The organism is Pseudomonas sp. RT6P73 (assembly GCF_054897715.1).
In genome coordinates, this window is sequence record NZ_JBUBUV010000002.1 from 5,693,423 (window position 1) to 5,714,218 (window position 20,796).

15 protein-coding genes are annotated in these 20,796 nt (G+C 61.1%); 11 read left to right on the plus strand and 4 right to left on the minus strand.

Going from position 1 to position 20,796, the window contains the following annotated elements; all coding sequences use genetic code 11:
• The first annotated feature begins 2 nt into the window (after positions 1 to 2).
• Genes ACYZT6_RS26270 through ACYZT6_RS26305 form a run of 8 tightly spaced genes read left to right on the plus strand, consistent with a single transcriptional unit; the run spans position 3 to position 9,243 of the window.
• Positions 3 to 1,022, plus strand: a complete 1,020-nt coding sequence (locus tag ACYZT6_RS26270; RefSeq protein ID WP_462029220.1) for a hypothetical protein — start codon at positions 3 to 5, stop codon at positions 1,020 to 1,022.
• Positions 1,019 to 3,013: a vWA domain-containing protein gene (locus ACYZT6_RS26275; protein ID WP_462029221.1), complete on the plus strand. Its 1,995-nt coding sequence runs from the start codon at positions 1,019 to 1,021 to the stop codon at positions 3,011 to 3,013. The genes ACYZT6_RS26270 and ACYZT6_RS26275 overlap by 4 nt, the downstream gene beginning before the upstream one ends.
• Before the next feature lie 10 nt (positions 3,014 to 3,023).
• Positions 3,024 to 3,725 carry an ABC transporter ATP-binding protein gene (locus ACYZT6_RS26280; protein ID WP_462029222.1) on the plus strand — a complete coding sequence of 234 codons (702 nt, stop codon included), beginning with the start codon at positions 3,024 to 3,026 and terminating at the stop codon, positions 3,723 to 3,725.
• On the plus strand, positions 3,709 to 4,932 hold the full coding sequence (locus ACYZT6_RS26285) for an ABC transporter permease (protein WP_462029223.1): 1,224 nt from the start codon (positions 3,709 to 3,711) through the stop codon (positions 4,930 to 4,932). Before ACYZT6_RS26280 ends, ACYZT6_RS26285 begins: the two co-directional genes overlap by 17 nt.
• Positions 4,922 to 6,466, plus strand: coding sequence for an SUMF1/EgtB/PvdO family nonheme iron enzyme (locus tag ACYZT6_RS26290; protein ID WP_462029224.1), 1,545 nt, complete (start codon positions 4,922 to 4,924; stop codon positions 6,464 to 6,466). Before ACYZT6_RS26285 ends, ACYZT6_RS26290 begins: the two co-directional genes overlap by 11 nt.
• Before the next feature lie 47 nt (positions 6,467 to 6,513).
• On the plus strand, positions 6,514 to 7,245 hold the full coding sequence (locus ACYZT6_RS26295; protein ID WP_462029225.1) for a hypothetical protein: 732 nt from the start codon (positions 6,514 to 6,516) through the stop codon (positions 7,243 to 7,245).
• A 4-nt stretch (positions 7,246 to 7,249) separates the two neighbouring features.
• Positions 7,250 to 7,756, plus strand: a complete 507-nt coding sequence (locus ACYZT6_RS26300) for a hypothetical protein (RefSeq protein WP_462029226.1) — start codon at positions 7,250 to 7,252, stop codon at positions 7,754 to 7,756.
• A gap of 56 nt (positions 7,757 to 7,812) precedes the next feature.
• Positions 7,813 to 9,243: a vWA domain-containing protein gene (locus ACYZT6_RS26305; RefSeq protein ID WP_462029227.1), complete on the plus strand. Its 1,431-nt coding sequence runs from the start codon at positions 7,813 to 7,815 to the stop codon at positions 9,241 to 9,243.
• Between the two features lie 137 nt (positions 9,244 to 9,380).
• Here ACYZT6_RS26305 and ACYZT6_RS26310 read toward each other — a convergent pair whose 3' ends face one another.
• Both ACYZT6_RS26310 and ACYZT6_RS26315 read right to left on the minus strand, forming a co-directional pair.
• Entirely contained in the window at positions 9,381 to 11,357 is a 1,977-nt protein-coding gene (locus tag ACYZT6_RS26310; protein ID WP_462029228.1) for a methyl-accepting chemotaxis protein, read from the minus strand.
• Positions 11,358 to 11,540: 183 nt separating this feature from the next.
• Complete coding sequence (locus ACYZT6_RS26315) at positions 11,541 to 12,461, minus strand: LysR substrate-binding domain-containing protein (protein WP_462029229.1); 921 nt, start codon at positions 12,459 to 12,461, stop codon at positions 11,541 to 11,543.
• A 159-nt stretch (positions 12,462 to 12,620) separates the two neighbouring features.
• Here ACYZT6_RS26315 and ACYZT6_RS26320 point away from each other — a divergent pair, with 159 nt between their 5' ends.
• Positions 12,621 to 14,015 carry a NorM family multidrug efflux MATE transporter gene (locus ACYZT6_RS26320; RefSeq protein ID WP_462029230.1) on the plus strand — a complete coding sequence of 465 codons (1,395 nt, stop codon included), beginning with the start codon at positions 12,621 to 12,623 and terminating at the stop codon, positions 14,013 to 14,015.
• A gap of 110 nt (positions 14,016 to 14,125) precedes the next feature.
• On the opposite strand, the gene ACYZT6_RS26325 is transcribed toward ACYZT6_RS26320, so the two are convergent.
• On the minus strand, positions 14,126 to 15,799 hold the full coding sequence (locus ACYZT6_RS26325) for a putative bifunctional diguanylate cyclase/phosphodiesterase (RefSeq protein ID WP_461956294.1): 1,674 nt from the start codon (positions 15,797 to 15,799) through the stop codon (positions 14,126 to 14,128).
• A gap of 262 nt (positions 15,800 to 16,061) precedes the next feature.
• Here ACYZT6_RS26325 and rep point away from each other — a divergent pair, with 262 nt between their 5' ends.
• The gene (gene rep, locus ACYZT6_RS26330) at positions 16,062 to 18,071 is read left to right on the plus strand and encodes a DNA helicase Rep (protein WP_449645038.1); all 2,010 of its coding nucleotides are present in this window, start codon (positions 16,062 to 16,064) and stop codon (positions 18,069 to 18,071) included.
• Between the two features lie 69 nt (positions 18,072 to 18,140).
• Positions 18,141 to 18,713: a xanthine phosphoribosyltransferase gene (locus ACYZT6_RS26335; protein WP_123434901.1), complete on the plus strand. Its 573-nt coding sequence runs from the start codon at positions 18,141 to 18,143 to the stop codon at positions 18,711 to 18,713.
• A 128-nt stretch (positions 18,714 to 18,841) separates the two neighbouring features.
• Here the strand turns inward: ACYZT6_RS26335 and ACYZT6_RS26340 are convergent, their stop codons facing one another.
• Positions 18,842 to 20,764 (minus strand): acetyl-CoA hydrolase/transferase C-terminal domain-containing protein, encoded by a 1,923-nt coding sequence (locus ACYZT6_RS26340; protein ID WP_462029231.1) that lies wholly within the window; start codon positions 20,762 to 20,764, stop codon positions 18,842 to 18,844.
• Positions 20,765 to 20,796 lie beyond the last annotated feature (32 nt).

Genomic DNA, 20,796 nt, shown 5'->3' on the forward strand with positions numbered 1-20,796 from the left:
CAATGCCAATTCGTGTCGACCTGCTCGCCTTAGAACCCAACGTGCCTGGCCAGGCGTGCCTCACTGTGAAGAGATGGCAGGGTGGCGAAGAACAGCTGGAGTTCTCCATTCAGCGTAACCAGGACAGTTTCTACCTCCAGGACCAGAAGGCCTGGAGCAACAATCCGTTCTGGTTCAAGGTCTCGCGCTTCACGGTTGCGGCCAGTGGTGAAGCCATTGAAACCCTGCTCGGCCCGGAAGTGGTCGATCCGCTGCTAGAGGGTGGGGCCAACTCGCAATTCCTGATCGAACTGCGCGAGCAGAAACAAAATGAGGTCACCGATAAAGGTGTGGTCAAGCCAGGCGTCGGCCTGCTGCCATCCACGGCCGGCGGCCAGACGCGCTCGACTTATGGCGGTGCAGACCTGACAGCGCCAAGTGCGCCAGAACCCGAAATTCCAGAGTTGCCGGAACTGGTCCTGTCCACCGCCGAGCCAGAAATCGAACTGGAATCGGTGCCCAACGAACCCGCTTACACCCCGCCGCCGGCCCCGGTGAAGAAAAGCAACAAAGGCCTCATCGGCCTCGCGCTCGTCGTGCTGTTGCTGGTGGCCGCAGCGGCCGGATTCTGGTTTTACAAACGCACTCCGGCGCCTGTCCCGGCGGTTGCTGCCGCCGCACCGGCCAGTGCCGACGCACAAGCCTGCACCCTCGACAGCATGAACAGCCTGCCCGAGCTGACCTTCGTCCAGACCTGCATCAAGGCTGCGCCAGACAGCGCCAAGTTGCTGGCGATCATCAACGAAGCCAAGGCCGGCAAGCACTGCGGCGTCGCCCAGCGCCTGTACGCCAACCGCGCCCAGGCCGGTGACTCGTTGATTGCCAACGCCTATGCCCGCGAGTACGACCCCAAATACCTGAAGGCCAGCGAGTGCTTCCCGGCCGCAGACAATGCCACCGCCGCCTACTGGTATGAAACCATCCTGACCCAGGACCCGAACAACGCCGAAGCCAAGCAGCGTTTCGAGGAGTTGCAGAAGTGATCCGTTCGCCCCTGAGTCGTTTCCTGTTGAGCAGCGCCGCGCTGTTGGCGTTGTGCATCAGCCCGTTGTCCCAGGCCGATGACAAACCGCTGATCCAGGCCGGTAAAAAAACCTTGTTCCAGCGCGTGCTGACCACGCCGGGCTGCAAAATCAGCCCGACGGCGGGCGGTGCTGCGGCCGATGAGCAACCGGTGTTCAGCCGCTTTTATGTGTACGAACGCGCGCAAGCCGCCAACGCCGAGTGGCTGAAAGTCGGCCCTGACAGCTATGGCAAAACCATTGGCTGGTTGCCGGCGAGTTGCACCACCGACTGGAAAATGCAGCTGACACTGGCCTTCACCAACCCGGCCAATCGCGACCGGCTGCTGTTCTTCAAGGAACGCGCCACGGTCGAAGGCATCCTCGATGCGCCGGACCCGGTGAGCAAAGTCGCCCCGCTGCGCGCCACGTTGAAAAAGGGCAAGCAAGCCCCCGGCGTACTGGCTGAAGAACCTGAATACTTCGTCGACCTGCAAAAGCAGTTCTACCTGCTGCCGGTACTCAGCGGCGAAGAAGTGATGACCGAGGGTGGTTTCCGCACGCGTCTGCTCAACGTCGCATCGGTCAGCAAGCCCGATGACAAAGACCCCAAGGGCGCTGCTGCCAACAGCGCGGCCGGCGGTAAAGAAGCCGAGGACAAAGCGGCCAGCCAACTGAAGGAATTCAGTGCGGCGGTGGTGTTTGTCATCGATTCGACGATCTCGATGGACCCGTACATCGACCGTACCCGCGAGGCGATCCGCAAGGTTTATCAGCGGATCGAAGCGCAGAACCTCGGCAAGCAGGTCAAGTTCGGCATGGTGGCTTTCCGCTCCAACACCCAGGCGGTGCCGGGGCTGGAATACACCACTAAAATGTACGCCGACCCTACCAAGGTGAAAGACAGCGCCGACTTTTTCGCCAAGATCGCCGACCTCAAACAGGCCACCGTGTCGAGCAGCAGCTTCGATGAGGACTCATTTGCCGGCGTCATGGAGAGCATCGACAAAGTCGACTGGAGCCAGTTCGGTGCGCGCTACGTGGTGTTGATCACCGACGCGGGCGCCATCGAAGGTGACGACAAACTGTCGAAAACCGGGTTGAGCGCAGCGCAGGTGCGTATCGAGGCCGCCAATCCGGGCGTAGCTATCTATACGCTGCACTTGAAAACCCCGGCCGGGGTCAAGGATCACGCCAAGGCCGCGGCGCAGTACCAGGATCTGTCGACTTACCCGGGCACCAACACCTCGCTGTACTACCCGGTAAATGCGGGCGATGTGCAAGAGTTCGGCCGTAAGGTCGACGCACTGGCCGCCGCGATCACGACGCAGGTGAAAGCCGCCTACATGGGCGAAGACGCCATCGGCAGCGCGGCGAACGCCAAGCAGGACCCGGCCGAGAAGAAAATGCTCGAAGACGCGGCGCTGATCGGCCACGCCATGCAGCTCGCCTATCTGGGCGAAAAGACCAACAGCAAGGCGCCACCGGTGTTCAAGGCGTGGATCACTGACCGCGACCTGATCAAGCAGAACATCCCGACCACCGATGTGCGGGTGCTGTTGACCAAGTCCCAGCTCAGCGACTTGAGCGATGTGATGAAGCAGATCCTCGACGCGGCCAACGAAGGCCTGATCTCGCCGACGGAAATGTTCGACCGCTTGCGCTCGGTGGCCGCGACCATGGGCGCCGATCCAAACCAGCTCAAGCAGAACAGCAAAGCCAAACTGGCGGACATGGGCGTGCTCGGCGAGTACCTCGAAGACCTGCCTTACCAGAGCGAAGTGCTGAACCTGGACGAAGAAACCTGGAAAAGCTGGGATGGCCTGGCGCAGGAGAAATTCATCCGCACGCTCAATACCAAACTGCGGCACTACCAGCGTTACAACGCTGACGTCGACCGCTGGGTTGCTTTAGCCAAGGACAGCGATGCGCGGGACAACGTGTACCCCGTGCCACTCGAAATGATGCCTTAACGAGACGCTGATGCTCGATATCAAGAACCTGCTGGTGCGCCGTGGTGAAGGCGCGCTGGCCCATCACGTGCGCCTGCCGCATTTGCAGGTCGGTGCCGGAGAAATCCTCGCCATCACCGGCGAGAGCGGCAGTGGTAAAAGCACGTTGCTCGAAGCCATCGGCCTGTTGCTGGCGCCGGTCGAGCTTGAGCGTTTTCGGCTGGGTGCAGCACACGATCAGGACATCGCCCAACTGCTGGCCAGCGACGACCAGCCCGCCTTGGCGGCCGTGCGTTCGCGTCATCTGGGGTTCATTCTGCAGAGCGGCGGCTTGCTGCCGTTTCTGAGCGTGCGCGACAACATCAGCTTGCCGCGCCGCTTGCTCGGTATGCCGGTAAAGAGCGCGCACATCGATCACGCGGTTGAGGTGCTGCGCCTGCAAGGCTTGCTGAATAAACAGCCACAAGCGCTATCGATCGGTGAACGCCAGCGCGTTGCCTGCGTTCGTGCGATTGCCCATGAACCGCTGCTGCTGTTGGCCGACGAGCCGACCGCCGCGCTCGACCCGCACAGCGCCCGGCGCTTGTTCGAATTGCTGCTGAGTCTGGTGTCGAGCATGGGGCTGAGTGCCCTGGTGGTCTCCCATGACTGGGCCTTGCTGAAAGATTTCGGCTTGCCGCGACTCGGCGCTACCAGCCGTCAGGGAGAAACGCTGTTTGAACCGATGGACTGACCGCTTGCGCCTGCTCGGAACGCTGGCCCTGCAAGACCTCTGGCACGACCGCAAGGTGTCGTTGTGCATCGCCGCCTCGCTGGTGGCGGTGATCGCACCGCTGTTGCTGCTGTTCGGGCTCAAACACGGGGTGGTCAGCCAGTTGCAGGACGAATTGTTGCGTGACCCGCGCAACCTTGAAGTGAAGATGCTCAGCAATGGCAACTACGATACGGCCTGGATCGAGCGTGTGCGCCAGCGTCCCGAGACCGGTTTTGCTCTCGGCCAGACCCGTTCGCTCAACACCCAGGCGGACTTGCTGATCGGGATGCAGCGCTTCGTCGAAGGCGCGGAAATCATCGCCACCGAACCCGGCGACCCGCAGCTGAACCTGCCGCAACTCAACCCCACCGGCGATCAAGTGATCCTCAGCGCTCGCGCCGCGCAACGCTTGCAGGCCAAGGTCGGCGACCGCGTGCAACTGCGCGCGTTGCGCCGACTGGAAGGCGTCAACGAGCGCGGCGAGATGACGCTGACGGTGCTGGCGGTGCTCGACGGTGCTCGTTTCGGTCGCGCGGCCGGGTTTGTCGCCCCGCCGTTGTTGCTGAACCTGGAGCGCTTTCGCGACGGGTATCAGGTCAGCGCATTCGGCATCGAAACCGGCAAACCTCTGGGCGATCTGCAACCGCTGTACGCCCGCGCACGACTCTATGCCCGCGACATCGATCAGGTTGCGCCGCTGGAACGCTGGCTCAACGAACAACACATCGAAACCTCGAGCCGACTGGCCGACATCGACAACGTCAAAGCCATCAACTATGTGCTGGGGCTTATCTTCGGGGTTATTGCCCTCGCGGCGTTGATCGGCTGTGTGGCGTCGATGGTCGGGGCCTTTCTGGCCAATATCGACCGCAAGCGAAAAAGCCTCGCGGTCCTGCGTCTGCTGGGTTTCAAACGCACGGCGGTCGCCGGTTTCGTGGTCCTGCAAGCGCTGGTGCTGAGCCTGGCCGGTTACCTCGGCGGGTTGGGTTTTTACGCCGTCGGCAGCCATTTGTTCGACTATTTGCTGGGCAGCAGCCAGGCCACCGGCACCTTCGTCTGCCAAATCACACTCTGGCACGGGCTCGCCGCCCTGCTCCTGACCTTTCTGGTCGCTGCACTGGTGGCCGTGATCGGCGCCGTGCGAGCAATCAACATCCAACCTGCGGAGAGTCTGCGTGAGCTATAAACGTTTGGGCTTGCTGTTGCCCCTGAGCCTCGGCTACCTGCTCGACGCCTCGGCGGCGGGCTGGGAAGAAAAGTATTACAACCCGATGCCAGAGGCCAGCGACGTCGTGTTGCCGATGCCGTGCGAAGGTTCGATGGTGTTTCGCAAAGTGTTCATTCCGGTCGCCGGACCGCTAGACGACTATCCGATCAACATCGGTCAGGACGGCGCGGAATACGGCTACGTCGAACAGACTCGACCGACCTTCATCGCAGGTAGTTTCACCGGGGCGAAAAACGATAAATCCCGCTACTACCTGATGGCCAAGTACGAGATGAGTCAGCTCCAATACGCGGCATTGACCGACGCAACCTGCCCCACCGCCGCCACCAAAATGCGCCTGCCGCAAGTGTCCGTGAGCTGGGTGCAAGCCGTCGAAGTGGCCGACAAATACAACCTGTGGCTGCGTAAAAACGCTGCCGGCAAATTGCCGAAAGAAGACGGCGCGCTGGGCTTCCTGCGCCTGCCGACGGAAGTCGAGTGGGAGTTCGCCGCTCGCGGCGGCCTGGAAGTCGGCGCGGCGGAATTTCGCGACACGCGTTACCCGATGCCCGACGGCATCAACGCCTACGAGTGGTTTGCCGGGGCGCAATCGTCCAACGGAAAAGTGCAGTTGTCCGGCCTGCAAAAACCCAATCCATTGGGCCTGCACGACATGCTCGGCAACGTCGACGAGATGATGTTCGAACCGTTTCGCTTGAACAAACTCGACCGCCAGCACGGCCAGGCTGGCGGCTACGTGGTCCGCGGCGGCAACTACCTGACTGCGCAAGCCGATCTGCGCACCGCGTTGCGCAAGGAAGAGCCGTACTACAACGCCGAAGGTCAGGTAAAAAACAAAACCACCGGCCTGCGACTGGTGCTGGTCTCCCCGACCCTCACCTCTCGCGAACGGGTCGCCAGCATCGAAAGCAGCTGGAAGAAGCTCGGCACCGGCAGCAAGGAAACCGAATCCGCCGACAAAGGCACCGTGCAATCCCTGAACACCCTGGCCTCGGGCGTGGAAGACAAAGCGCTCAAGGAAAAACTCCAGGCGCTGGAGAACCAGCTGCGCGCCAGCAATCAGCAGCAGGAAGAAACCCGCGACCAGGCGATCCGTGCCAGCCTCAACCTCGGTGCATTCCTGTGCACCAAGATGCTCGACGACGGCCAGTACGTGGACTTCCTGCAAAAGAACTACAAACTTAATTGCGAAAGCGCGGACAAAGACGCCAGTTGCGACATGCGTAAAGGCAAACTCGACGAGCAGAAAGACCGTCTGCACAAGCTCAGCCGCTACTACGCCAGCAGCCTGGTGGAATCGGCAACCTTGTACGGCCAGCCGCTGCTTGAAGCACAGGTCCCGGTGATGGAAGAAATCATCACCCGCAACAAACAGCTGCAAGACCTCAAACCTTACTTGCGCACCCACTGGGCCAATCAGAAGGCGTTCCTGCAAAAGCAGAAGATCGACACTGAAGCCTGGCTGAAAAGCTGCAAAACCGTCACTCAATAACTCATCTCAATAACAACACTTCAACACCGTCACCGAGGAGTTTCACCATGTCGCGCAGCCTTTGGACTCGCTTCAAGCTACAGATCGCTTTCGTTCTCGCCAGCAGCCTGCTACTGACCGGTTGCGCCAACACCGGTAGCTCCATGCTCGGCGACAGCGACGGGACCGACCCGCGCCTGACCCAGGGTCAAGACGCAGAGTTCTTCAGCAAGTCCGGCTACCAGGCCTGCGCGGTCGGCGCCGGTGTCGGCATCCTCGCTTGCGCGCTGTCCAACAGCAGCAACAAAGCCGTGTGCGCCGTCGCAGCCGGTGTTACCGCGTGTGGCGTGGCCATGGGCGCGAACTACTACCTGGATCAGCGTCGCAGCGAATACTCCGACACCACCACCCGCCTGGCGAAGATGAACAGCGACGTCGAACAAGACACCCAGAACGTGATCGCCCGTACCGCGACCGCTCAGCAAGTGATCCAGGATGATCAGGCGCAAATCGCCCAGATCAAAAAGGACATCGCCAACAAGAAAGTCGACAAGGCCAAGGCCCAAGTGCAAATCGCCGAGATCGATTCGAACATCGCGCGTCTGCGTAAAGACCTCGGCAACATGCGCAACAAGGTCACCGAGTACACCAAAGTGGCCGACGCCGAGCGTGCACAAGGCGCCGGCGCCGAGATCAAGCAGGTGGACGTGAGCATTATGAAAATGAACCAGAAAGTCGCCGCCCTGCAAAAGGAAGTCGACGGTCTGTACAACCAGCGTTCCGCGATCACTCTGGGCTAAGCACATGACTCTACGACAGCTGGCGGTCCTCACCGCCGTCCTGGCCTTGAGCGGTTGCGCGACCAAGCCAGGCGAATGCGACGCGACCAATCGCGATAGCAGCATGCTGACCAAGATGAACTGCGACTACTCTGGTGGTTACAGCGATCAGGTCAAGCAGAAGGAAATGGCCCTGACTGCGTCCCGGCAGGAAAACGCGATGTTCCGCCAGGTGTACGAGAACATTCAGGCCCAGCAGCTCAGCACCAAGACCGACTTGGCCAGCCAGCAGAAATCCCAGGCGGCGCTGAACCAGTCGCTGGGCCAGTTGCTGACCTCGCTCAAGGCCCGGCATGGTAATGAAAGCCAGGTGCAAAAGCAGATTGCCGGGCTCGAGCAGCAGCTCAAGGCCTCGCAGGCGGCGCCCGTGACCAAGGCCTCACCTGCGACGCTGGCCGCCAAGCAGGAACAACTGAAGGCGTTACAGAAGAAAGTTAATCAGCTGCAATTCAGCCTCGGTTACGAAGAGTAACTTTTCACCCCGCAGGCCTCCCGATGGAGGCCTGCACCCTTTCAGGAATCGTCGTCATGCAGCGGGTCATCAGGGATGCGCAAGCCACACCGGAGGGGATGAGTGCGCTGCAAGCCAAAGTCGCCCTCATCCAGAAACACTTTCCACCGACCGTCGCCAGCCTCTTCGCCATCCCGCGAATGGGCAGCGGTGAGGTGCTGGAATGGTGGACCGAACTGGGTGGCCAACCCACACCCTATGCCGACCTCAACGAGGACGCGCAACGACGATTGCTGGAAACCTATGAAGTGCGTCAGACGTCTTTGGGACAACTGGCGGACGAACTGCAAAAACGCGGTCAGCCCACGGTGGCGGATGACCTGCGCAGCCTGCTCGGCACCCCCGAGCTGGACAAACTCTACAGCCTCAACGGTGAGCCGCTGGTGGTGCGCTGGAACCAGCGTCCGCCCAAACCGATCGTGCCGCCGGTTGTTCCGGTGGTGCCGGTGGTGCCGCCGTCGCGTCGTGGCTGGTGGATCGCGGCGGCCTTGTTGGCGCTGCTGTTGCTGCTTCTGGCGCTGTGGCTCTGGTGGTTCCTGCACCGTGAACCGGTTGTCGTGGTTCCACCGGTAGCGCCGGTTGCGCCGGTGGTGACGCCCGTGGAGAAACCGGTTGAGCCGGTTCCCGAGCCTGTCGTGGAACCGGAACCGGAACCTGCTCCGGAACCAGAACCCGCGCCAGAACCGGTGCCGCCACCCAAGCCGGTCCCACCACCAAAACCGGTCGTGGCCGCGCCGCCACCACCACCGCCACCACCTCCGGCTCCGACGCTGGACAACTTCGCCTGCCGCAAAAAAGCGCCGAACGCCGAGATCCCGCAATTCGTGGTGGTGCTCGACACCTCGGGCTCGATGGATCTGAACATCAAGTCCGTGAAAGCCGACGAGGACTGGTTCTTCGGCAATGAGCTCAACAAATACCTGGATGTGAACCGCACCACGCAGATTTTCGCCAAGCCCAGCCGCATGGACGTCGCCAAGGATTCGCTGGCCGGCATGATCAACGGGCTCGATCCGAAGATCGACACGCGCCTCATCACCTTCGCCGGCTGCGAAAGCACACCGGACCAGGGCGTGTTCAAGTTTGGCGACCGTCAGCGCCTGATCAACGGAATTCGAGGCCTGGTGCCCAACGACGGAACACCGCTGGCCGACAGCCTGGCTCACGCGGCAAGCACCGTCGACGGGCGCAATAACGATGCGGTGATCGTGATGTTCGTCGACGGTGAGGACGGTTGCCAGAAAGACGTTTGCGCGGTCTCCCGCCAAATCGCCAAGGAACAACCACGCCTGCGGGTCAACGTAGTGAAAATCGGCGCCGGTGGCCCGTCACGTTGCATCGCTGAAAACACCGGCGGCCGGGTTTACAGCAGCACCAACGCGGCAGAGCTGGGCAAGCAGTTGAAACTGGCGAGCAAGGAAGTGTCGAGCAACGCCAAGTGCGACTGATCGTCTGATCTGAACATTGAGGTGAGCCCAATCGCGGGCAAGCCCGCTCCCACAGGATTTGTGTCGTTCACAAGAGGCTGGAACGATCTATACCCTGTGGGAGCGGGCTTGCCCGCGATAGCTTTTTCAGAGGCGACTCAACGAAACCGGTCAACCTCATGACGCAAGTCCGCCGCCAGCTTCTCCAGCTCTTTGGCAGTCACCGCCAGGTTCGACACCACTTCACGCTGCTCACTGTTCGCCAGCGCAATGCTTTGCAGGTTGCTGCTGAGCAACGTCGCGGTGCTGCTCTGCTCCTGAGTTGCAGTGGTGATCGCCGCAAATTGCTGGCCCGCCGAGCGGCTCTGCTCATCGATCCGCGCCAGGGCCGAGGCCACATTGGCGTTTCGTGACAAGCCTTCCTGCATCAGCACATTGCCTTGTTCCATGGTGCTGATGGCGTTGCCGGTTTCCTGCTGGATGCTTTGAATCATCCCGGAAATCTCATCAGTGGCCTGACGCGTACGCGAAGCCAGGTTGCGCACCTCGTCGGCCACCACCGCAAAACCACGACCCTGCTCACCGGCACGGGCCGCTTCGATGGCCGCGTTCAGCGCCAGCAGGTTGGTTTGATCGGCAATCGAGGTAATCACCCCGACGATGCCGCCGATTTCCTGGGAGCGCTGGCCGAGGGTGTTAATCACCGTCGCGGTGCTGTTCAAGGCGCCAGCAATTTGCTCCAGCGACGAGGAAGCCTCGTCCATCGACGTACGACCGATCTGCGTTTGTTGTGCGTTTTCCTGGGCCAGACGCTGGGTGTTGCCCATGTTGTCGGCGATGTTCAGGGACGTCGCGCTGAACTCTTCCACGGCGCCGGCCATGCTGGTGATTTCGCCCGACTGCTGCTCCATCCCTTCATAGGCACCACCGGACAGGCCGGACAAGGCCTGGGCACGGCTGTTGACCTCGCCGGAAGCCTTGCGGATGTGCTCGACCATGGTCGACAACGCCTGGCTCATCTGGTTGAAGGCACGGGCCAGCTGACCGATTTCGTCATTGCTCGACACGCTCAGGCGCACACTCAAATCACCGGCGCCCAATGCTTCTGCCTGACGCACCAGATCCCCCAACGGCGCGAGCTTGCTGCGCAGCAGCCAGACTGCCGAGCCGACCGCGATCAACATCGCCAGCAGACTGCCGATCGCCAATTGAATGCCGACACTCCAGGTCACGGCGCTGATTTCGGCTTGCGGCATGCTCGCCACCACCGACCACGGGCCGCCTTCAAACGGCACGGCCACGCTGTAGAAGTCTTCGGACTTGTCGCTCCAGAAATCGCCCTTGCCCGGGGTTTTCGCCAGATCGACGATGGCCGGGACTGCCTGATCCAGCGCTTGCACGCCCGCGATCGGCACCAGCCATTTGCGCTGTTCATCGAGCAACGCCAGCGAGCCGGTCTGGCCGATGCGGAAGCGCTTGAGATTCTCGAACTGCGCGTTCTGCGCGTCGGTGTAATCGAATCCTACGAACAGCACGGCAATCACCTTACCGCCGCTGTCACGTACAGGGGTGTACTGCGTCATGTAGGAGCGGTCGAAGAGCAAGGCGCGACCAACGTAGCTCTGCCCCGCCATCAATCGTGCATAGGCCGGATTAGCGTGATCCAGCAAGGTGCCGATGGCCCGGTTGCCATCCTGTTTGGTCAGGGATGTACTGACCCGAACGAAGTCTTCGCCGCTGCGCACAAACACCGTCGCAACGCCCGCGGTCATTTGCTTGAACTCGTCCACTTCCTTGAAGTTGTTGTTCAACACTTCGCTGCCCAAGTGCAGGCCAGGGGTCTGGGTGCCCGCCACGGCAACCGGCTCTTCCGGGTGCACGCTCAGACCCGCGCTGAAGCGTTTCTCGAACAGACCGGCCAAGCGCTGGGTGCTCTCACGCAACGTGCCGTGAAAGGTACTCAACTGATCGGCCAGCAACCGGGCTTCACTGGCCAGGTGCTCTTCGCGGGTGGCGAGGTTGGCGGTGTCCAGCGAACGCAGAGCGAACACGGTGCTGCCAGTGATGACAATCGCCAGTATCACGGCAAGCGCAAGACCAAGCTGTGAGGCGATCCGGGCACGAGGTTGAGACATGACAGCTCCTGGCCAAGTGACCGGATCATCCTGATCACGACGCGCACTCGGCAAAATTCTAATAAGGGAATTACGTCGAACCTGCACGAAGGTTCCACCTGCAGATTTTCGGCGGCAAATCTGAATACTTGAGTAATTAGCCGGGATATGGCGCAAAGCCTCTATTGCACAGGCTCTATCGATTCAGCTCAAGCGCTCGACATCCGGTAAATCCATGGCCCGGACCTCGCCTTGGAGGAAATCGCTGAGCCTGCGCAAACGTTCACCTCCAGGGCGGGTTTTCGGCCAGACGAGGTAATAATGCTCACCGCTGGCCACGGCAGTCGGCCACGGCAAACTCAGACGGCCCTGAGCGACATCCTCCGCCACCATCAGCAAATCCCCCATGGACACGCCGTAGCCCCGCGCCGCAGCAATCATGCCCAGCTCCAGCGTGTCGAACACTTGCCCGCCCTTGAGCGACACCTGATCAGCCAGACCCATGCGTTGCAGCCATGTGCGCCAGTCACGCCGGTCCGGTGCGGGGTGCAGCAGTTCAGTGCTGGCCAGACGCGCGACATCCCACGGTTGATCGTCCATCAGGTTCGGCGCACCGACCGGGATCAACTCTTCCGGGAACAGCAGCGTCGCCTCCCAGTCCGGGGGAAAATTCCCTGTGCTGAGGATGACGGCGCAGTCGAAGGGTTCGTGGTTGAAGTCCACGGTGTCGATGTCCATCCAGGCGCTGGTCAACTGCACTTCATTGCCCGGTTGCAAGTGCCGGAAGCGGCTCAGGCGCGCCAACAGCCAGCGCATGGTCAACGTCGACGGGGCTTTCATGCGCAGGATGTCATCCTCGGCGCGCAAGGTATTGCAGGCGCGTTCAAGCGCGGTAAAACCTTCACGAATGCCGGGCAGGATCAGCCGCGCTGACTCGGTCAGTTGCAGGTTGCGTCCGCTGCGATGAAACAGCCGGCAGGCAAAATGCTCTTCGAGCGTACGAATGTGTCGACTGACCGCGCTTTGGGTGATCGACAGTTCTTCCGCGGCGCGGGTAAACGAGCTATGCCGCGCCGCCGCTTCGAATGCGCGCAGGGCATACAAGGGAGGAAGACGACGGGACATTCGGAAAGCTCCTATAGCGCGGTTTGGCCACGTTAGCAGAAACTTGTCAGCATGAGTCTGACTCATGCCACCCATCCTTTTTATCCCTTTGTGAAAACCCCGCAGAGCGCCGAGAATCGGCTCTCTCCTGTTCTCTCTGATAATCGAGGCGTGATGACCATGCAGCATCCAGCACGTACCGAACTCTGGGCCATCCTGCGGCTGGCGGGGCCGTTGATTGCCTCGCAGTTGGCGCACATGCTGATGGTCCTCACCGACACTTTGATGATGGCGCGCCTGAGTCCGGAAGCGCTGGCCGGTGGCGGCCTGGGCGCGGCGACTTATTCGTTCGTGTCGATTTTCTGCATCGGCGTGATCGCGGCGGTCGGCACCCTGGTGGCGATCCGTCAGGGCGCGGGCGATATCGTTGGCGCCGCGCGACTGACCCAGGCCGGATTGTGGCTGGCGTGGTTGATGGCGTTGGTGGCGGGTCTGCTGCTGTGGAACCTAAAACCGGTGCTGCTGCTGTTCGGCCAGACCGAAACCAACGTCCAGGCGGCCGGGCAGTTTCTGCTGATCCTGCCGTTCGCCCTGCCCGGCTACCTGAGTTTCATGGCTCTGCGCGGTTTCACCAGCGCCATCGGCCGGGCAACGCCGGTGATGGTCATCAGCCTCGGCGGCACCGTGGCCAACTTCCTGCTCAACTATGCGTTGATCACCGGGATGTTCGGCCTGCCGAAAATGGGCCTGGTGGGCATCGGGCTGGTCACGGCGATTGTCGCCAACCTGATGGCCGTGGCGCTGGCGCTGCACATTCGTCGGCATCCGGCTTACGACGCTTATCCGCTGCGTCAGGGTTTGTCGCGGCCTAACCGACAGTATCTGAAAGAACTGTGGCGCCTCGGCCTGCCCATCGGCGGCACCTACGCAGTGGAAGTCGGTTTGTTCGCGTTCGCCGCGCTGTGCATGGGCACCATGGGCAGCACGCAACTGGCGGCGCACCAGATCGCCCTGCAGATTGTTTCGGTGGCGTTCATGATCCCGGCGGGGCTTTCGTACGCGATCACCATGCGCATCGGCCAGCATTACGGCGCCGGGCAGTTGCTCGATGCACGCCTGGCCGGTCGGGTCGGGATCGCCTTTGGCGCCGCGTCGATGCTGGGCTTTGCCATGGTCTTCTGGTTCCTGCCGAATCAGTTGATCGGCTTGTTCCTGGACCACAACGACCCGGCGTTCCAAGACGTCATCAATCTGGCCGTGAGCCTGCTGGCGGTGGCCGCGTGGTTCGAGCTGTTCGACGGTACGCAAACCATCGCCATGGGCTGCATTCGCGGGCTCAAGGACGCCAAGACCACGTTTCTGGTCGGGCTGGGTTGCTATTGGCTGATCGGTGCACCGGCCGCGTGGTGGATGGCCTTCAACTTGAACTGGGGGCCGACGGGCGTCTGGTGGGGATTGGCGTTGGGCTTGGCCTGTGCGGCGGTGAGTTTGACGCTGGCGTTTGAGTGGAAGATGAAGCGGATGATTCGGCGGGAGCCTTCAGTACAGCGTTTCGAAGTCCCTCAGCCAGATTGAGATCCCTGTAGGAGCGAGGCTTGCCCGCGAAGGCGGCGTGTCAGTTAACAAAAATGTCGACTGACACGCCGCCTTCGCGGGCAAGCCTCGCTCCTACAAGGGAGTCGTGTTTAGACCACGACTTCCAGGGCGGGCTGCTGGCTGGAACCGAAGGTCAGATATTCAACCAACTCCGCCAACGGCAACGGCTTGCTGATCAAATACCCCTGCACCTGATCGCAACCAAACCCGCGCAACAAATCCAGTTGCTCCGCCGTCTCCACGCCTTCAGCCACCACTTCAAGATTGAGGTTGTGCGCCAGGTTAATCATGGCGTGCACCAGCTTGCGATTCTCTTCGCGCTCCTCCATGCCGCCGACAAAGCTCTTGTCGACCTTCAGCAAGGCAATCGGCAGGCTGTTGAGGTGCACGAAGGACGAGAACCCGGTGCCAAAGTCATCCAGCGAGAAGCGCACGCCCAGGCGTCCTAGCGCGTCCATGGTCTGCTTCACCAGATCGCTGCGGCGCATGACCGCGGTTTCGGTCAGCTCGAATTCCAGCCATTGCGCCTCGACGCCGCGCTCGGCGATCAGCCGGCTCAGGGTCGACAGCAATTGGCTGTCCTGAAACTGCCGGAACGACAGGTTGATCGCCATGTGCAGCGCCGGCAAACCGCGTTCGCGCAGCGCCTGCATGTCCCGCAGGGCCCGGGAAATCACCCAGTAACCCAGCGGCACGATCAAACCGCTTTGCTCGGCCAGCGGCACGAACTCGCTGGGCGCCAGCAACCCGCGCTCGGCATGCCGCCAGCGCACCAGGGCTTCGAGGCCGACGATCTGGCCGTCCTCAAGGTTCATGCGTGGCTGGTAATGCAACTCCAGCTCGTCACGACGCAAAGCCCGGCGCAACTCGCTTTCGAGGTCGGCCATGCTGCGGGCATTGCGGTTGATGCGTTCGTTGAAGATATGAAATGTGCAGCCCTGAGTGCTCTTGGCTTGCTGCATGGCGATATGCGCATGCCACATCAGCGGGTCGGCGCCAGCCTGGGCCCTGGCGTGGGCGATGCCCAGGCTGGAACCGATCAACAGGCTTTCGCCGTCGACCCAGTAAGGCTCGGCCAGTGCTTCGGTGATGCGTTCGGCCATCCATTCGGCACGCTGGGGCGCGCGGCGGGTGTCAATCAGCAGGGCGAATTCATCGCTGCCCAGCCGCGCCAGTTGATCGCCGGCCTCAAGCTGGCTTTTCAGCCGCGCGACCACTTGCAGGATCAACCGGTCGCCGGCCTGGTGGCCAAGGGCATCGTTGGCGTGACGGAAGTTGTCGAGGTCAAGGTGACCGAGGGCCAGGCCGCGGCCGTCGTTTTCCGCCAGACGCGCGGCCAGCAAGGTCTGGAAACCCTGGCGGTTGGCGATGCCGGTCAGCGGGTCTTGCTCGGCCAGGCGTTGCAGGGTGTTTTCCAGCAAGCCGCGTTCACGCACATGGCGCAGGCAACGGCGCAGCATGCCGGGATCGAGATGATCGCGCACCAGCCAGTCGCTCACACCATCGGGCGGCGTCAGTGGCTCGTGCTCAAGCAGCAACACCGTCGGCAAGCTGCAACGGCCAGGTAGAGGCTGAAGCGCAGGAATCGTCAACAACACCGCGCTGCGGTTGTCATCGAACAGACTGCTGACCGACTCCCAGCTTGGCGCGCTGATGAGCACGGCCGAGCTCCCCATCGGAGCCAGACACTCGCGCAACAACGCTGCCCACGCTGGCTCTTCGGCCAGTAACAGCAAACGCAAGGGTTCGACAGGCGTAGACAAGCTAGCTCCCTAGACTCTGCAAAGATGTAGGCGGCGGGCATTATGCCGCGCCGGTAACCAATGACCAAATGACATCAGTTATCAAACGTGGCTGTGTGTCTGGAATACGAACATTAGCCGCAAATACACCGCGCATCCTGCTTGAAAGTATCAAAACCGGCAATTAGAGATAGCGTATTGCGTCACAAGTCGGAGAGAGCAGCACAAATCGCTGAGCCTGTTAAAATGCCGGCCCATTTCACAAATGACTCCCTGATTTCGTATGTCCCGACTCAATCCCCGGCAGCAAGAAGCCGTGAGCTACGTCGGCGGCCCTCTTTTGGTGCTCGCCGGTGCAGGCTCCGGCAAGACCAGCGTGATCACCCGCAAAATCGCGCACCTGATCCAGAACTGCGGCATCCGCGCCCAGTACATCGTCGCCATGACCTTTACCAACAAGGCGGCGCGCGAGATGAAGGAACGGGTCGGCACCCTGCTCAAGGGCGGCGAAGGCCGTGGCCTGACGGTGTGCACCTTCCACAACCTGGGCTTGAACATCATCCGCAAGGAACATGTTCGCCTGGGCTATAAGCCGGGCTTTTCGATCTTTGACGAAACCGATGTCAAAGCCCTGATGACCGACATCATGCAGAAGGAATACTCGGGCGACGACGGCGTCGACGAGATCAAGAACATGATCGGCTCGTGGAAGAACGACCTGATCCTGCCGCCCGAAGCCCTGGAAAACGCACGCAACCCCAAGGAACAGACCGCCGCCATCGTCTACACCCACTATCAGCGCACGCTCAAGGCGTTCAACGCGGTGGACTTCGACGACCTGATCCTGCAGCCGGTGAAGCTGTTCCAGGAACACCCCGACATTCTCGAAAAGTGGCAGAACAAGGTCCGCTACCTGCTGGTGGACGAATACCAGGACACCAACGCCAGCCAGTATTTGCTGGTGAAGCTGCTGATCGGCACGCGTAACCAGTTCACCGTGGTGGGCGACGATGACCAGTCGATCTACGCTTGGCGCGGCGCCCGCCCGGAAAACCTGATGCTGCTCAAGGACGACTATCCGTCCCTGAAAGTCGTCATGCTGGAGCAAAACTACCGCTCCACCAGCCGCATCCTGCGCTGCGCCAACGTGCTGATCTCGAACAACCCCCACGAATTCGAAAAGCAGCTGTGGAGCGAGATGGGCCACGGCGACGAAATTCGCGTGATCCGCTGCCGCAACGAAGACGCCGAAGCCGAGCGCGTGGCCGTGGAACTGCTGACCCTGCACTTGCGCACCGACCGCCCCTACAGCGATTTCGCGATTCTGTATCGCGGGAACTACCAGGCCAAGCTGATCGAACTGAAGCTGCAGCACCACCAGATTCCGTATCGCCTGTCCGGTGGCAACAGCTTTTTCGGACGTCAGGAAGTGAAAGACCTGATGGCCTACTTCCGCCTGATCGTGAACCCGGACGACGACAATGCCTTCCTGCGGGTGATCAACGTCCCACGCCGGGAAATCGGTTCGACCACGCTGGAGAAGCTTGGCAACTACGCCACCGGACGAAAAATCTCGATGTACGCCGCCACCGACGAAATCGGTCTGGGCGAGCATCTGGATGCGCGCTTCACCGATCGCTTGTCGCGCTTCAAGCGTTTCATGGACAAGGTCCGCGAGCAGTGCGCCGGGGAAGACCCGATCTCGGCGCTGCGCAGCATGGTCATGGACATCGATTACGAGAACTGGCTGCGTACCAACAGTTCCAGCGACAAGGCTGCCGATTACCGCATGGGTAACGTCTGGTTCCTGATCGAAGCGTTGAAGAACACGCTCGAGAAAGACGAAGAAGGCGAGATGACCGTCGAGGACGCCATCGGCAAACTCGTCTTGCGTGACATGCTGGAACGTCAGCAGGAAGAGGAAGACGGCGCCGAAGGCGTGCAGATGATGACCTTGCACGCCTCCAAGGGTCTGGAATTCCCTTACGTGTTCATCATGGGCATGGAAGAGGAAATCCTCCCGCACCGTTCCAGCATCGAAGCCGACACCATCGAAGAAGAACGCCGCCTGGCCTACGTGGGCATCACCCGCGCGCGTCAAACCCTGGCGTTCACGTTCGCGGCCAAGCGCAAGCAATATGGCGAGATCATCGATTGCGCGCCGAGCCGCTTCCTCGATGAACTGCCGCCGGACGATTTGGCGTGGGAAGGCAACGACGACACGCCGGTCGAAGTTAAAGCGGTTCGCGGAAATACCGCACTGGCTGATATACGCGCGATGTTAAAGCGCTAGAATTGCCTACTTTTTAACCAACCACTTTTTACAAGCTGGGCGCACCCGGCGCCAGTAGAGGAACGCTTCATGGAAGCACTGCACCAGAAAATTCGCGAACAAGGCATCGTGCTGTCCGATCAGGTCTTGAAGGTCGACGCCTTTTTGAACCACCAGATCGACCCGGCCTTGATGAAGCTGATCGGCGACGAGTTCGCTGCCCTGTTCAAGGACTCGGGCATCACCAAGATCGTCACCATCGAAGCCTCGGGCATCGCTCCGGCGATCATGACCGGTCTGAACCTCGGCGTGCCGGTGATCTTCGCTCGCAAGCAGCAGTCCCTGACCCTGACTGAAAACCTGCTGTCGGCGACCGTTTACTCGTTCACCAAGAAGACCGAAAGCACCGTGGCGATCTCCCCGCGCCACCTGACCAGCAGCGACCGCGTGCTGATCATCGATGACTTTTTGGCCAACGGTAAGGCATCACAGGCGCTGATCTCGATCATCAAACAGGCCGGCGCGACCGTGGCGGGTTTGGGTATCGTGATCGAGAAGTCGTTCCAGGGTGGTCGTGCGGAGCTTGATGCGCAGGGTTATCGGGTTGAGTCGTTGGCTCGGGTTCAATCGCTGAAGGATGGCGTGGTTACCTTCATCGAATAGCCAGCAGCACCGCATTTCCCCTGTGGGAGCCAGCCTGCTGGCGATGGCGTCGTGTCAGTCAAAACCTTCATGGCTGACAGACGGCCATCGCCAGCAGGCTGGCTCCCACAGTTGTTTTGTGTTGGCTGTTATTGCGCGGTGGCTTTGAGGCCGGTGAGCAACAAACGCTGAAACAAATCCTCTTTCAGCCCTTCCGGGTTCGTCAGCTGCATCCGCTCCAGATGCTCCGGGTATTGCGAAGCCTCAGGCGCATCCAGCGCAGCCTTGCCCAGCTCCAGAATTTCCGTGAGCTTGAACTTGCTCTTGAGCCAGTTCAGCGCCCGCAGCAAATCCCGCTCTTCGGCAGAGAAATCACACCCCAGCGGATACTCCGGAAACAAATTCGCATGCCGTGCCTGAATCGCCTGCAAGCGCTCCGGGCTGTTGTCGGCAAAACGCGGATCGATGCGAAAACCCTTCGGCAACTTGCCAACGTTTTGCGCTTGCTCGATCAACCCCGGCTGGAAGCGTGAGTCGCTGATGTTCAGCAACGCCTCGATCACCGCCGCGTCGGTCTTGCCGCGCAGATCGGCGATGCCATATTCGGTGACCACAACGTCCCGCAAATGCCGCGGGATCGTGCAATGGCCGTATTCCCAGACGATGTTTGAACTGACCTCACCGCCCGCCTCGCGCCAGCTACGCAATAGCAGCACCGAACGCGCACCTTCCAGCGCATGGCCCTGGGCGACGAAGTTGTACTGCCCGCCAACGCCGCTGAGCACTCGCCCGCTTTCGAGCTGATCAGCCACCCCAGCACCGAGCAGGGTCATGGTGAACACGGTGTTGATGAAGCGCGCATCCAGGCGCTGCAAGCGTTTGAGTTCTTCCTGGCCGTAGAGCTCGTTGATGTAGCTGATGCGGGTCATGTTGAATTCGAGCCGCTTGTTTTGCGGCAACTCGCGCAGGCGCTCATAGAAACTGCGCGGCCCGAGGAAAAACCCGCCATGTACGCTGATGCCGTCGGTTTGCGCGGCCTCATCCAGGGTGCCGGCATTCGCCTGTTGCTGGGTCGGCACGTCCGGGTAGACCTTGCGCCGCACGATCCCGGCATCGGCCAGCACCAGCAAGCCGTTGACGAACATTTCGCTGCAACCGTAAAGACCCTTGGCGAAAGGTTCGATTCCGCCTTCGCGCTCGATCAACTGCGCCCACTGGCTGAGGTTGATATCCGCCAGCAACGCCTTGTAACCGTCATTGTCAGCCTGGCGCGCAAGCAACGCAGCGGTCAGGGCATCGCCCATGGCACCGATGCCGATCTGCAAGGTGCCGCCATCGCGCACCAGCGTACTCGCGTGCAGGCCGATGAAGTGATCCTGGAAACCCACGGGCATGTTCGGCGTGGAGAACAACGTGGTGTTGTCCTTCTCGTCGATCAGCAGGTCGAACGCGTCGATGCCGATTTCGGCGTCTCCCGGCATGTAGGGCAAGTCGTTGTGGACTTGCCCTACCAACAGAATCGTCTCCCCCGCTTCCCGGCGCTTGGCGATCATCGGAAACAGGTCGAGGGTGATGTCCGGGTTGCAGCTCAGGCTGAGGCGATCGGGATGCTCGGAATGGCTGGCCACCAGTTGCGCGACCAAGTTCAAACCGGCAGCGTTGATGTCCCGCGCTGCGTGGCTGTAGTTGCTGCTCACGTAATCCTGCTGGGCCGACGCGCTATGCAACAGGCTGCCGGGCTGCATGAAGAATTGCTGGACATGGATATTCGCCGGCAGGTTGTCTTTGTGCAGGCCGGCGAGGAAATCCAGCTCTGGATAATCGCCAAACACTCGCTCGATGAAGGGTTCGAGAAAGCGTTTTTGCAAACCGTCACCCAAGGCAGGACGGCCCAGGCACAGGGCGGTGTAGATCGTCAGCTGCCGTTCGGGCAGTTGCGCGACACGTTGAAACAGCGCGTTGACGAAGCGGTTGGGTTTGCCTAAGCCGAGGGGCAAGCCCATGTGGATGTGCGCCGGCAACCGCGCCAATACGTCATCGACCGCCTGCTCGATAGAACACAGCTGCACCATCTGATCCTCCCTTACATTCCGTGAATTGGGGT

Excerpts from the sequence above, each read along its gene's own strand:
- ACYZT6_RS26270 (WP_462029220.1), top strand. The coding sequence starts at position 3 with ATGCCAATTCGTGTCGACCTGCTCGCCTTAGAACCCAACGTGCCTGGC.
- ACYZT6_RS26280 (WP_462029222.1), top strand. The coding sequence starts at position 3,024 with ATGCTCGATATCAAGAACCTGCTGGTGCGCCGTGGTGAAGGCGCGCTG.
- ACYZT6_RS26295 (WP_462029225.1), top strand. The coding sequence starts at position 6,514 with ATGTCGCGCAGCCTTTGGACTCGCTTCAAGCTACAGATCGCTTTCGTT.
- ACYZT6_RS26300 (WP_462029226.1), top strand. The coding sequence starts at position 7,250 with ATGACTCTACGACAGCTGGCGGTCCTCACCGCCGTCCTGGCCTTGAGC.
- ACYZT6_RS26305 (WP_462029227.1), top strand. The coding sequence starts at position 7,813 with ATGCAGCGGGTCATCAGGGATGCGCAAGCCACACCGGAGGGGATGAGT.
- ACYZT6_RS26310 (WP_462029228.1), bottom strand. The coding sequence starts at position 11,357 with ATGTCTCAACCTCGTGCCCGGATCGCCTCACAGCTTGGTCTTGCGCTT.
- ACYZT6_RS26315 (WP_462029229.1), bottom strand. The coding sequence starts at position 12,461 with ATGTCCCGTCGTCTTCCTCCCTTGTATGCCCTGCGCGCATTCGAAGCG.
- ACYZT6_RS26320 (WP_462029230.1), top strand. The coding sequence starts at position 12,621 with ATGCAGCATCCAGCACGTACCGAACTCTGGGCCATCCTGCGGCTGGCG.
- rep (WP_449645038.1), top strand. The coding sequence starts at position 16,062 with ATGTCCCGACTCAATCCCCGGCAGCAAGAAGCCGTGAGCTACGTCGGC.
- ACYZT6_RS26335 (WP_123434901.1), top strand. The coding sequence starts at position 18,141 with ATGGAAGCACTGCACCAGAAAATTCGCGAACAAGGCATCGTGCTGTCC.
- ACYZT6_RS26340 (WP_462029231.1), bottom strand. The coding sequence starts at position 20,764 with ATGGTGCAGCTGTGTTCTATCGAGCAGGCGGTCGATGACGTATTGGCG.